This window comes from Novosphingobium fluoreni, from assembly GCF_014196615.1.
GTDB lineage: Bacteria > Pseudomonadota > Alphaproteobacteria > Sphingomonadales > Sphingomonadaceae > Novosphingobium > Novosphingobium fluoreni.
The window spans coordinates 212612-225588 of sequence record NZ_JACIDY010000005.1; the positions used below are offsets into that span (position 1 = coordinate 212612).

The following is a 12977-nucleotide window of genomic DNA, read 5'->3' on the forward strand; positions in this document are numbered from 1 at the left end:
ATCCGGACCGGATCAGCGGCGGTGCATAGGGAGGACGGGACTTGCCAAGCCCCGTGCAAACGGCCACGTCGCAATGCATCATGCCCGCCCCTCAAGTTATCATCATTGGCCGACCCAACGTCGGCAAATCCACGCTCTTCAACCGTCTGGTGGGCAAGAAGCTGGCCCTGGTCGACGACCAGCCCGGCGTTACCCGCGATCGGCGTTTCGGCGATGCCGAACTGCTGGGTCTGAAATTCCAGATCGTGGACACCGCCGGCTGGGAGGATGAGGACGCGGAGAGCCTGCCTGGGCGGATGCGCCAGCAGACGGAAGCAGCGCTGGAAACCGCCGAAGTCGCGCTATTCGTGATGGACGCGCGCGCCGGCCTGACGCCGCTAGACGAAGAGATCGCGCGCTGGCTGCGTGGCACGAAGGTTCCGGTTATCCTGCTGGCGAACAAGGCGGAAGGCCGCGCGGGCGAGGGTGGAGTGCTGGAAGCCTACTCGCTTGGGATGGGCGATCCCGTCGCCGTCTCCGCCGAACATGGCGAGGGCATGGGAGACTTGTTCGAAGCCTTGCTGCCCCATCTGGAGCCGCTGCAGCCGGACGAGGAAGAGGAAGAGTTCGACGAGGAAGCGCTGCTGCGCGGGCCGCTGAAGCTGGCTATCGTCGGCCGTCCCAATGCCGGCAAATCCACGCTGATCAACAAGCTGCTGGGCCAGGATCGCCTGCTCACCGGGCCGGAAGCGGGCATCACCCGCGATTCCATCGCGATAGATTGGGAATGGACGCAAAAGAACGGCGAAGTGCGGCCAGTGCGGCTGATCGACACCGCCGGAATGCGCAAGAAGGCCAACGTGGTCGAGAAGCTGGAAAAGCTCTCGGTCGCCGACGCGCGCCATGCCGTTGATTTTGCCGAAGTGGTCGTGCTGCTGCTCGATGCCACGCGCGGGCTGGAGCACCAGGATCTCAAGATCGCCTCGATGGTGCTGGAGGAAGGCCGCGCGCTGATGATCGCGATCAACAAGTGGGACGTGGCCGAAGGCGCGTCCAGCTTGTTCCAAGGCATTCGCGGTGCACTGGACGAGGGGCTGGCGCAAGTTCGCGGCGTTCCTCTGCTCGCTGTGTCCGCACGGACGGGCAAGGGCCTGGATGAGATGATCCAAGCGGCCTTCGAAATTCGCGAGGCGTGGAGCCGCCGCGTGCCGACCGCGGCGTTGAACCGTTGGTTCGACGATGCGCTCACCGCCAATCCTCCGCCCGCGCCGGGGGGCAAGCGGATCAAGCTGCGCTACATCACCCAGGCCAAGACTCGTCCGCCGGGTTTCGTGCTGTTCGGTACGCGGCTCGATTCGTTGCCGGAAAGCTACAAGCGCTATCTGATCAACGGTATCCGGCGAGAGTTGGGCTTCGATGCGGTGCCCATCCGCCTGAACCTGCGCAGTCCGAAGAACCCGTTCAAGAAGGACTGATCGGTCCTTCCTCGGTGGTAAGCGCTACCTGGGTGACGATCAGTCGCCGGGGTGGATATCCCGCTTGCGCTTGGCCCCCAGGTTGATCGTCAGCTGCACGCTGAGGGCATGGTCCATCTGCGCACGCGCCCCGTCCCGCCCTAGGCGGTACTGGTTGAGATAGGCGATGTCGGCACTCGTCTTGGCTGAGATCGGCACGACGAAACCCACGAGGTTGCGCATCCGTTCGTAACCGCGCTTCTGCCCCCAGCGCGTGGCGTTGGGCAGGTAGAAGCTTTCATGGCTGACGAACAGCGCCAGTCCTTTTTTGTTCACCGGCAGATTGTATCGAACCAGCGGGCGAATCCGAAAGCCGATCTCATCGCCTTCTGGATGGAAGCGCTCATCCAGGCGGAGGCGGAACGAGAAGCGGCCATAGTTGCCCACGAGCTGCTGGCGAAAGCGATCCTCGTCGCGGTTGCGGTTGCCGTTGTAGAAGCTGACGTGGCGATATCCGAAGCCGAACTCCAGCCCCTTGGTCACCTTCTGGCCGAATAACGCGCCATACTCAGTGGTGTAAACGCCATCCATGCGATCGCTGAAACGAGTGATCTGCTCCAGCGTGACGCGTGTGTTATCGTCCAGCGGGACATGGACGTTCGCCTGCAGCCATAGCTGCTCATCTTCTTGCTGCGCATGGGCGGGCACCGTCATGGCAAGGGCGACAAGCGACGCAGCGCCGGCGAGAAGTTCAGGAAGCCGCATTACGGCGGCGGCCTTAGGCATGAAATGCCAGGATGGCTAGAACTTCGTCACCAAGCAGTCACAAAGCAGACAATGTCGTCGCGCGCTGGTGTTTAGGCTTATTCCGCTGTGTCGCCGACAGTAGCGGCGGCACGCTGTTCGATCGCCATGTTCCATACCGCGATGAATAGCGCGGCGATCACCGGGCCGACGATGAAGCCGGTCAACCCGAATAGTTCCAGTCCTGAAAGCGTTGCGATCAGCACTACGAAGTCAGGCATGCGCGTATCACGTCCCACCAGGATCGGGCGCAGCAGGTTGTCCACCAGCCCGATGATGAACACCCCGCAAAAGATCATGATCGCGCCTTTGACGTAAGCGCCGGTCACAAGAAGGTAGATCGCCACGGGCACCCAGATGATGCCGGTTCCAACAGCAGGAAGCAGCGACAGGAAGCCCATCAGCGTGCCCCACAGCAGTGCGCCTTCGATGCCCAGCAGCCAGAAGATCACGCCGCCCAGCAGGCCTTGCACCACCGCGACCACCACCGTGCCCTTCATCGTGGCACGCACCACCACGACAAAGTGGTCGATCAGCCGGTCGCGCGTATCGGACCGCAAAGGCAGGGCGGTGCGGACCATGTTGCCATAGCGGCGGCCATCCTTCAGCAGGAAGAACGTCAGGTACAGCATCACGCCCAGCGCGGCGAGGAAGCTGAGCGCACCTTGGCCCACGACCAACGCGCGTGACGCGATATCCTGCAGCCCGCTGGCCACACCGCTGCCCAGCATGCGTCGTACCGATTCGAAGTCACTCAAACCCTGGCGATCGATGAAGCGCCGGATGCCGGAGGGCAGGGCATTGCGCAGCTGGCTGAGCATGCCGGGGATGTCGATCTGGCCGCTGCGAATGCGATCGTACAGGGTCGCCGCTTCCTGAACCAGGCTGGAGCCGAGGAGGAGCGCGGGCATCACGATCAGGGCCAGGATCATCAGCAGCACCAGCGCCGCGGCCAGCCCTTTGCGTCCGCCCATCCGCTCGGCAAGCCGCTGGGTGGCGGGCTCGAACAGGATCGCGGCCACCAGTCCCCACAGGATCGCGCCGAAGTAGGAGGAGATCAACCAGCCGAACAGCAGGGTGACGATGAGGACGACGACGAGGAACGTGCCGTCCTCAAACCGGAAGCTGCGGGTCTCGCCGTCTTTCATGCATGGTCCTTGTGGCGTGTGCCGGGAGGAGGGAAGCGCAGCATCCGGGTTAGGGTTCCCGCGGCTCCTGTCCAGCGCTATCGATTCAGTTCCGGTAGGCGAGCGGTGGAAAGACCCGGAATCACGGCACTGGATTTTGTGTGGGGGGCGCTGCACGCTGCATACCGCCCCTTGCGATCGGAGATCAGATTTGCGCCGTTCCTCCTCCCTACTGGCGGCCAGCGCCGCGCTTTGCCTGGTCCTGCCGCTCACTCCGGCCCTGGCGCAGGGTGACGCTTCGCAAGGTGCCGAGGCTTCGCAGCCCGCTGCTGGGCCGGATCGTCGGTTCTCGGGCAAGGATCTGTTCGGGCTGGCGGGCGCGACGAACCCGCAGATCAGCCCCGATGGCGCGCGCGTGGCCTATGTTCGGATGACGGCGGATATCATGACCGACGCCGAAGTGCCGACGATCTGGCTGGTGGACATCGCCAGCGGCCGACAGACGCCGCTTGTCACCGGCAAGGGCGCACACACACAGCCGCGATGGTCCCCCGATGGCAAGCGGCTGGCCTATGTCTCTTCGGACGGGGATGGTCCGGCGCAATTGTACGTCATGTGGATCGACACGCAGCGCACGGCCAAGGTCACCGGGCTGCCCGAAAGCCCCGGCAGCATCGCCTGGTCCCCCGATGGCCGATCGATCGCCTACACCATGCGCGTTCCGGGCGAGGCGATGAAGCTAGGCGCCCCACCGGAAAAGCCGGAAGGTGCGAAGTGGGCCGACGGGCTGGAGGTGATCGATCGGGTTTCCTATCGGGAGGACGGCGGCGGATACATCAAACCGGGCTTCACCCATATTTTCGTAGTGCCATCCGAAGGCGGAGCGGCGCGACAGGTTACGTTCGGCAATTTCGATGATGGCGGGCCGCTGTCCTGGAGTCCGGATGGGCGCAGGATCGTCTTTTCCGCCAATCGGCACCCAGAATGGCAAAAGGACATCAACAACTCCGAAATCTACGCAGCAGACGTCAGCAGCGGCGCGAACACCGCGCTGACGACGCGCAACGGGCCTGACAACGGCGCGAGGCTATCGCCCGATGGCCAGCGTATCGCCTATCTGGGCTTTGATGACGTCAACCGCAGTTACGAGAATACCGAGCTCTACGTCATGAACGCGGACGGCAGCGGCGCGCGTTCGCTGACGGCAGGGCTGGATCAGTCGATCGACAGCGTGGAGTGGGCGGGCAATTCACAACTGTTCGTATCCTACGACGATCATGGCCGAAAGCGCGTGGCCCGCGTCGGCCTGGATGGATCGGTGCGGATGGTGGCGGATGGGCTGAGCCCGGGCTCTCACTACGACCGGCCTTACACCGGCGGTGATTTCAGCGTCTCGAGCGGCGGCAAGGTGGCCTACACGGCGGGCGGCACCGACGCTCCGGCGGACTTGTGGGTGGACGGCAAGCGGCTGACCAATCTCAACGCCGGTTGGCTGGCCGCCAAGGCGGTCGCGCCGGTCCGCAAGCTGGCGGTCACCGCTCCCGATGGCCGCGCGATCGATGCCTGGTTGGTGACGCCGCCGGGGCTTGCGCCCGGCCAGCGCGCGCCTTTGATCCTGGAAATTCATGGCGGGCCCAACACCGCCTATGGTCCGACGTTCTCCACGGACGCCCAGCTCTATGCCGCGCATGGCTATGCCGTGCTTTATACCAATCCGCGCGGCAGCACGTCGTACGGCGAAGCTTTCGCCAACCTGATCGATCGGGCCTATCCCGGCACCGACTATGATGATCTGATGGCCTCAGTGGATGCAGCGATCGCGGACGGCGTGGCCGATCCCAACAACCTGTTCGTCACCGGAGGGTCGGGCGGCGGTGTCCTGACGGCATGGATCGTCGGCAAGACCGATCGCTTCAAGGCCGCAGCCTCGCAAAAGCCGGTGATCAACTGGATCAGTGAGGCGCTGACGATGGATGCAACGCCGTTCACGTCGCGCTACTGGTTCGACAAGAAGCCATGGGAAGATCCGATGAGCTACTGGAAGCGTTCGCCGCTCAGCCTCGTCGGCAACGTCAAGACGCCGACGCTGGTGGTCGTGGGCTCGGAAGACTATCGCACGCCGGTCAGCGAGGCGGAGCAATATTATGCCGCGCTGCAGATACAGGGTGTGCCCACCGCGCTGGTCAAGGTGCCGGGCGCCAGCCACGGCGGGCTGACCGCGCGGCCTTCGCAATCGGCGGCGAAGGCATCGGCGATCCTGGCCTGGTTCGACAAGTATCGCGTGAAGTGAATGCAAGACGGCCTCGGAGCCGAAACTCCGAGGCCCTTTTCTGTTTCGCGAAGCCGAAAGATCAGGCCCCGGTCGAAGGCTCGTTCTCATTCGCAGCGCGGCTATTGAGCTGGATGTAATTGGGCATCCCCATCAGCTCGATCAGGTCGAACTGCTTCTCCAGGAAGTCCACATGCTCTTCCTCGTTTTCGAGGATGCGCTCAAAGATTTCGCGGCTGATGTAGTCGCGCACCGCTTCACAATGCGCGATCGCTTCGCGGAGCAGCGGAATGGCATCGTTCTCAAGCGCAAGATCGGCTTCGAGGACTTCTTTCACGCCTTCGCCCACGCGCAACTTACCCAGCGCCTGGAAGTTGGGAAGGCCATCGAGGAACAGGATGCGCTCGGACAGCATGTCCGCGTGCTTCATTTCATCGATCGACTCGTGCCGCTCGTATTCGGCCAACTTGTGGACGCCCCAGTGGTCCAGCATGCGATAGTGCAGCCAGTACTGGTTGATGGCGGTCAGCTCGTTCAGCAACGCCTTGTTGAGAAAATCGATGACCTGGCGGTCGCCCTTCATGGCACAAACTCCTATCGCTCCACAAAGCTCTTAGCTTCGCAGAGTGCATCAAACAACCGGCAGAGGGTATTTTTGTCAGGCGGCGCTTAGCTGGTACGCGTTCTCCTTGGCGGGGATTACCAGCGGCAGGGTAGATCCCAATCGTTCTTCTGAAATGATGTCTTCCGCTTCGTCCACGCATTGGCGGCACTGGGGCGGACGGCCGAGCTTCGCGTAAAGTTCGTCTGCGCCGCCACGGCAGGTGCGCGCCAGATGGCGCAGCTCACATTCCCGGATGGCATTGCAGATGCAGACGTACATGCGCGTTCCTCTCGAATCGCACTATACGTGTATGCGAATGGATCGCAATAGCATTTTAATTGCGATTGCGTTGCAACCGCCTTTCGGTCAGCGAACGCCACAGCCACTCCAGCGGACCGCGCCGCCAATGCTTCAGCCATAGAGGGCTGAGGATCAGCATCAAAGCCCAGCCCAAGGCGACGAAACCCCATTGCGCCAGCGGCCCTACACGTCCGAACAGGCCAAGCCCCCAGCCGTAGAACACGCCGGTCATGACCAGGCTGGTGCCTAGATAATTGCTGAACGCCATCTGCCCCGCTGCGCCCAGCCTGCGGCCGGCCCCGGTTGTGCCGAGCCAGGGCGTCGCCAGCACCAGCAGGGCGGCATAGCCCAGCGCCGTCAGCAGATGCGGCAGGGCCAGGCCGTAGCGAACGGCGGCGTCCATCGCGATCACCGGGAAGTGTCGCGGCCAGAGCCAGTCCAGCGCCATCAGCGTGGCGCCTAGCCCCGCCAGTGTGCCACCCACCGCGATCGCCAGCATCACGCGAAGGGACCAGGCCCCGGCAAAAAACCCGGTGCGCTGCAGGGCCATGCCGATCGCCATCAGCGGCACGTATTCGCCAAATCCATCGCGGACGCCGTGGATCAGCCAAAGCGGGTGCTCATGCAGTTTGGTCGCCGCGATTTGCACGAAGCCACCGGCGTATTGCCCCAGCTCCCGCCCGATCATCATGTCCACGTAGGTGTAGTAGCGGCCCACGGCCTGGGCTTGCATGGGTGCGGCCACACCTATCCGCTCCGCTTCTTCCGCGTTCACCATCGGCAGGTTGGCGACCAGTCCGGCGACATGCAGGGCCATGAAAAGGGTGAGAGCTGCGGCGACAAGCAGCCTGAGCGGCAGCCGATGCAGCAGCAGGACGATAAATCCGCAAGCGGCGTAGGCGAACAGAATGTCGCCCCACCACAGCAAGGCGTAATGCAGCGCGCCGAACAGCAGCAGCCAGGCGAGCCGACGGGCTTGCAGCAAGTCCGCATCCCGACCGGCCGCCTCTGCCCGGTCGATAAAGAGCGCCATGCTTGCTCCGAACAGCATGGCGAACAGCGCGCGCATCTTGCCTTCGAACAGGACAAACCCGATCGCATAGGCGGTTTCGCCCCAGATCCCGGCCGGATGCGGAAGGTTGGGCGTCAATGCGCCGATCGATGGCCCGGCGAACCCGGCGATGTTGATCGCCAGGATGCCGAGGACCGCGACGCCGCGGATGATGTCGAGCGAGGCGACGCGCATGGGTCGCCCAGCCTTAGCCGCCTCAGTCGCGCGTGGCGAGGCAGGTGAACCCGGCTGTCCGCAAGCGCGCGCACGCGGCGGTGGCATCGGCCTGGCTGGCAAAGCCGCCGGCCTGCAGCTTGGTCAGCTTGCCTGCGGGGGCGAGGATCTTGGCATGTCCCGTCAGCTCGGGCCGGCCCTTGACCCGGCTCCACAGTGCGTCCGCATTGCCGGCAACGCCGAACGCGCCCAGCTGAAGACGCCAGCCCCCTGACGCGGTGGGCACAGGCGCAGGTTTGGAAGGGGGCTGCACGGTGCTGACTGCGGGGCGTACCGATTGCACCGGCTTGGGCTTGGCTGGGCTGGTGGTGGTATTGGTAAAGTCCGCCCCTGCGCTTCGTCGGGACGGGGTGGCCGCGACACGCTCCGCGTCGCTAACGGCACGTTCGACGGTGGCGAGGGCCGGGCCTCTGCTCGTCTTGCCGACGGGGGCTGTCCCATCGTCGCCGATCGTATTTCCGGAAGGGCCAGACAGATCAAGCGCCGCCAACTGCCGCGCGCGGGTTGCCTCGGCCTCCTGCGCGATCTGTGCCGCCACCGAGACCGACTTTTGCCGATCCGCCATCGGCACGTGCTGGTCCATCTGGCGCAGTGCGCTGGTCGCTTGAGGCAGACCGGCCTGCTGGGCCAGCGTCAGATAGGCATAAGCGCGCACCCAGTCCTTGGGCGCACCATCTCCGTTGAACAGCGCCAGGCCCTGAATGTATTGTGCTCGCGCGTCTCCGCGCGCGGCGGCACTGCGGATATAGGGCATCGCCTTCTGCCGCTCGCCTCGCTGGAACAGCAGCAGGCCGTAGTTATCGGCCGCCTGCAAATGCCCTTTCGCCGCTGCCTGCCCGAAGAGCGCCTCCGCGCGCGCTGGATCGCGCGGAACGCCGCGACCAAGGCGATAGGCCTGAGCCAGGTTGAATTGCGCATCGGGATCTCCGGCGTCAGCCGCCGCCTGCCACTCACGCACGGCGGCCGGGAAATCACCGTTCCCCCAGGCGTCCACGCCCGCCTTAACATCGGCCAGGGCCGGGACGGCAAGGCCGCACAGCACGATCATCGTCGCCAGCGTGGCTGAATTGCCCCATCGAACCGCCATCATCGCAGACCGTATCCTTCTACGCGGCCTATCGTGCAAAGGCCGCTCCTATCGGACGCTGGACTGCGCGCCGCACCGTCCAATCGCCGTTAAGTGACATAGTGAAGAACCGCTTAGCAAAGCCTTTATGCGGGTATCCCCGTAATCACCCCGTCCTTGCGCGGTGCACTTAACCTTAAATTAGGGGTGATCTGCGATTTCCTGTGTCGTGGAAGATGAAGCGAGGGCGCGTTCGCCGTCCGTTTCGTCAGGGAATCAATCAGGGGAATCCGTCACGATGCAGGCCCAGACAATGATGGCGCGGCATATGGCCAGGCTGAACCAGTTGGCCGCCGACCGCTCGCGTCTTGGCAAGGCGATGGCAGCGGCGATCGCCGTCAGCTGTGTCGCGGCTCCGGGCTTTGCGCTGGCAGGTGACCTTGCCGATCAGGGCAATGCCCAGTCGGATCGCGCCGATCGCAAGCTCGACAAGCAGATACTGACGGCCGAGCGCGCGGTGGCCAAGCAGCCGCAGAATCTGGAATTGCGCTCCCGCCTGGCGCAGGTGTACCTCGCAGCGGGCCGTTTCCTGTCCGCCAGCGGCGCGTTCGAGGATGCCGTCGCCCTGGGAGACAAGACGCCCGCCAGTGCGCTGGGCATGGCGCTTTCCTACATCGGCTCCAGCCGCAACCAGGAAGCGCTCGCGCTGCTGGGCCAGTGGCGCGATGCGATCCCTGTCGGCGATTTCGGTCTCGCGCTCGCTTTGGCAGGACAGCCCGCGCAAGCTGTCGCGATCCTTTCCGAAGCGGTGAAAGCGGGGGACAATACCCCCAAGAACCGCCAGAATCTGGCCTATGCCTTCGCGCTGGACGGTCGTCTGGCCGAGGCACGCGTGGTCGCCTCGCAGGACGTACCGGTGGACCAACTGGAAGCGCGGGTCAGCGATTGGGCGTTGCAGGCCAGCGTCGGCTCCGCGCAGTCTCGCGTGGCCGCACTATTAGGCGCGCCGGTGCGCAGCGATCCCGGCCAGCCGACGCAGTTGGCGCTCGCCGGAACCGGGAATGCGCCCGCCCTGGCCATGGTAGAGGCCGCTCCGGCGCCCGTTTCGACGGCGCAAGAACTGCCGCCTGCTCCTGCCGATGCTCCGGCTCTGGCATTTGCCGAGCCAGCACCCGTTGCGGATCCGGTGGCCGAGCCTGCCGAACCGGCAATCGCCTCTCCTGAGCCGGTTCAGCCTGCGCCGGCTCTTGCCGCCGCGACCGATCGACAGTTCGTTTCCAATCCCGTCGTCCAAGCGGTTGCCGAATCGCCGCGTTCCGCTGCGCCGGTCCGGATGGCGCGCGCCGAAGCCGTCCGCCCGACGCCGCCCGTCGTGCGCAAGCCGGTCCCGGCGCCCCGGCGCCCCGCCGCAATTGCCTCCACCCACGTGGTGCAACTCGGCTCGTTTTCCACTGAGGCGGGCGCACATAGGGCGTGGAAGATTTTCCAGCAGCGCGATCCGGGGCTCAAGGAACGTGAGTTGCATTTGACCCAGGCCGTGGTGAACGGCCGGACCTACTGGCGCGTGGCTGCGGGCGGCTATGACATGGCTTCTGCCAAGGCCAAGTGTTCTTCGGGGCGGGTTGCTGCAGGTTCCTGTATCGCCCATTCCGCCGCTCGTGAGCTTCCCGGCGCAGTGGCCTCGGTCTCGCGCCGCCTGGCAAGCCGCTGAATTTCAAAGTTCTTCACGACCCCATGTGAAGCCACTCGCCGCCCCCGCTCTCGTAGCGGGGGCGTTTTTTTTTAGGCGTCGGCCTGTCGCGAAGTAACTAGGCGACTTGCGCGCCGCCCTTGAACAGCGCCGATACGCGGCCCTGCACGGGCTGGCGATCGAACGGGGTGTTACCGGCGCTGGCGGCCATTTTGTCGGAGTCGACGATCCAGGGGCGATCGGCGTCGATCACCGCGATATCGGCTTCGGCTCCCGTCGCCAGTTTCCCCGCCTCGACCCCCAGCAGCCGAGCGGGATTTGCCGCCAGCAGCGCAAAGGCGCGGCCAAGATCGATCACGCCGTCCCGCACCAGGGTCAGGGTCAAGGGCAGCAGTGTCTCCGCTCCGGCCATGCCTGGCGCCGAATCGGTGAAGGGCAGCCGCTTGTCCTCCGCTCCGCGCGGATCGTGGCCTGAGGCGATGACGTCGATCGTCCCGTCCGCGATTCCCGCGATCACCGCCTTCCGGTCTGCCTCGGAGCGCAGTGGCGGGGAGAGGTGCGCAAACGTCCTGAACTGCGCCACCGCCAGATCGGACAGCATGAAATAGGCAGGCGTGACTCCCGCCGTCACCTTGATCCCGCGGGCCTTGGCGTGTCGCACCAGTTCCAGCCCGGCGGCGGTCGTCACCGTGCGGAAGTGGATGGCGCAATCGGCCATTTCGGCAATGGCGATATCGCGCGCGATGGCGAGTGATTCGGCCTGGGCCGGCGCGGCGGGGAGGCCCAGACGTGTCGCCATTTCGCCCGCGGTGGCCACGGCGGACCCCACCAGGCCGGCATCTTCGGCATGGGTGCAGACCGTCATGCCCAGCATCGCGGCATATTGGCACAACCGCAGCATCGTGCCCGAATCGGCGATCCAGCGCCGACCGGTGGCGATCCCGCGCGCACCGGCGTCCCGCATCATCGCGATCTCGGCCAGTTTTTCGCCCTCAAGCTCGCGGGTGGCCGCGGCCAGGGGATGGACCCAGAAATCAGGCTTACCGGACGAGGCGGCAAAGCGAACGCGGGGCGGAACGTCGAGGGGCGGGTTCTGATCCGGCATCAGCGCCGCACGGGTGACGCCGCCGAAGTGGAACGCCGGCTTGTCGATCGCGAAGACGCCATAGTCCACCAGGCCGGGGGCGATCAGCAATCCTTTGGCATCGTGGATCCGGTCCCCCGGCTGGGGCTGAGCGTCGGCTCCGACCGCCACGATCCGGTCCCCCTCGCAACGGACGGCGCCTGGCGCGACGGTGCCATCGGGGTGGACGATGCGGCCGTTGGTGATGGTAAGTGGCGCGGCCTGGCTCATGCCCAACCCTCCACAGCGCGCGTGCGCCGCGTCAGCACATCCAGGCAGGCCATGCGCATAGCCACGCCCATCTCGACTTGCGTGGTGATCTGCGACCGACCGACCAGATCGGCGACATTGCTGTCGATCTCGACGCCGCGGTTCATCGGGCCGGGATGCATGACCAACGCATCCGGGCGGGCCATGGCAAGCCGCTCAAGCGTCAGGCCGTACAGGTGCCGATATTCGCGGGGGGAGGGGATGAACTGGCCCTGCATCCGCTCCAGCTGCAGGCGCAGCATCATCACCACGTCCGCGCCTTGCAGGGCCTTTTCAAAATCATGATAGACCGCGACGTTCATCATCTCGATCGCCTCCGGCATCAGCGCGGGCGGAGCGCACACGCGCACTTCGGCACCCAGAGAGGTGAGGCACAGAATGTTGGAGCGGGCGACGCGGCTGTGCAGGATATCGCCGCAGATGGTAACGACGAGGCCGTTGAAATGGCGCTTGGCATGGCGGATCGTCAGCGCATCCAGCAAGGCTTGCGTCGGGTGCTCGTGCTGGCCATCCCCGGCGTTGAGGACCGGGCAATCCACCATGTCGGCAATCAGCTGCACCGCGCCCGAGCTGGCATGGCGGATGACGATCGCATCGGCATGCATCGCGTTCAGCGTCATCGCGGTATCGATCAAGGTCTCGCCCTTCTTCACGCTGGACGTGGCAACCGTCATGTTCACGACGTCGGCGCCCAGGCGCTTGCCGGCGATCTCGAAGCTCAGCAGCGTGCGCGTGGAGTTCTCGAAAAAGGCGTTGATGATGGTGAGGCCGGCCAGCAGATCGCGCGTTTTCTTCGCCTGCCGGTTCATCTCCACCCACTGCTGCGCCTCATCGAGCATGTAGTGGATTTCATGGGGAGCGAGGCCGGCAATGCCGACGAGGCCACGGTGCGGGAAGGCCGCCGAACCTGCCGGATAAGTGTATGTCGGTGCTGTCATTGAAGACGAGGCATTAGGGAAGGGCGGGGGCGGGCTCAAGGGATTTGACCGGGCCGCGCGCGATCGGC

General features: G+C 65.0%; 11 protein-coding genes. 3 read left to right on the plus strand and 8 right to left on the minus strand.

Annotation, left to right across the window (positions count from 1 at the left end):
* The first annotated feature begins 80 nt into the window (after positions 1 to 80).
* Entirely contained in the window at positions 81 to 1454 is a 1374-nt protein-coding gene (gene der / locus GGR39_RS11795; RefSeq protein WP_183617320.1) for a ribosome biogenesis GTPase Der, read from the plus strand.
* Positions 1455 to 1493: 39 nt separating this feature from the next.
* Here der and GGR39_RS11800 read toward each other — a convergent pair whose 3' ends face one another.
* The gene (locus GGR39_RS11800; protein ID WP_246388651.1) at positions 1494 to 2219 is read right to left on the minus strand and encodes a DUF2490 domain-containing protein; all 726 of its coding nucleotides are present in this window, start codon (positions 2217 to 2219) and stop codon (positions 1494 to 1496) included.
* Positions 2220 to 2296: 77 nt separating this feature from the next.
* Entirely contained in the window at positions 2297 to 3385 is a 1089-nt protein-coding gene (locus tag GGR39_RS11805) for an AI-2E family transporter (protein ID WP_183617321.1), read from the minus strand.
* Between the two features lie 190 nt (positions 3386 to 3575).
* On the opposite strand from GGR39_RS11805, the gene GGR39_RS11810 reads away from it, so the two are divergent.
* Positions 3576 to 5654, plus strand: coding sequence for a S9 family peptidase (locus tag GGR39_RS11810; protein ID WP_425490599.1), 2079 nt, complete (start codon positions 3576 to 3578; stop codon positions 5652 to 5654).
* A 61-nt stretch (positions 5655 to 5715) separates the two neighbouring features.
* On the opposite strand, the gene bfr is transcribed toward GGR39_RS11810, so the two are convergent.
* The 4 genes from bfr to GGR39_RS11830 form a co-directional block, all read right to left on the minus strand.
* Entirely contained in the window at positions 5716 to 6216 is a 501-nt protein-coding gene (bfr, locus tag GGR39_RS11815) for a bacterioferritin (RefSeq protein ID WP_058737029.1), read from the minus strand.
* A gap of 75 nt (positions 6217 to 6291) precedes the next feature.
* Positions 6292 to 6516, minus strand: coding sequence for a (2Fe-2S)-binding protein (locus GGR39_RS11820; RefSeq protein WP_183617323.1), 225 nt, complete (start codon positions 6514 to 6516; stop codon positions 6292 to 6294).
* 55 nt (positions 6517 to 6571) lie between these two features.
* Entirely contained in the window at positions 6572 to 7783 is a 1212-nt protein-coding gene (locus tag GGR39_RS11825) for a DUF418 domain-containing protein (protein WP_183617324.1), read from the minus strand.
* Between the two features lie 22 nt (positions 7784 to 7805).
* Positions 7806 to 8912 (minus strand): SPOR domain-containing protein, encoded by a 1107-nt coding sequence (locus GGR39_RS11830; protein ID WP_343055869.1) that lies wholly within the window; start codon positions 8910 to 8912, stop codon positions 7806 to 7808.
* 304 nt (positions 8913 to 9216) lie between these two features.
* On the opposite strand from GGR39_RS11830, the gene GGR39_RS11835 reads away from it, so the two are divergent.
* A complete protein-coding gene (locus GGR39_RS11835) occupies positions 9217 to 10599 on the plus strand; it encodes a tetratricopeptide repeat protein (protein WP_221226109.1) in 1383 nt (460 codons plus the stop codon).
* 97 nt (positions 10600 to 10696) lie between these two features.
* Here GGR39_RS11835 and GGR39_RS11840 read toward each other — a convergent pair whose 3' ends face one another.
* Positions 10697 to 11932, minus strand: a complete 1236-nt coding sequence (locus GGR39_RS11840; RefSeq protein ID WP_183617326.1) for a dihydroorotase — start codon at positions 11930 to 11932, stop codon at positions 10697 to 10699.
* Entirely contained in the window at positions 11929 to 12909 is a 981-nt protein-coding gene (locus GGR39_RS11845) for an aspartate carbamoyltransferase catalytic subunit (RefSeq protein WP_183617327.1), read from the minus strand. Before GGR39_RS11845 ends, GGR39_RS11840 begins: the two co-directional genes overlap by 4 nt.
* Between the last annotated feature and the right edge of the window lie 68 nt (positions 12910 to 12977).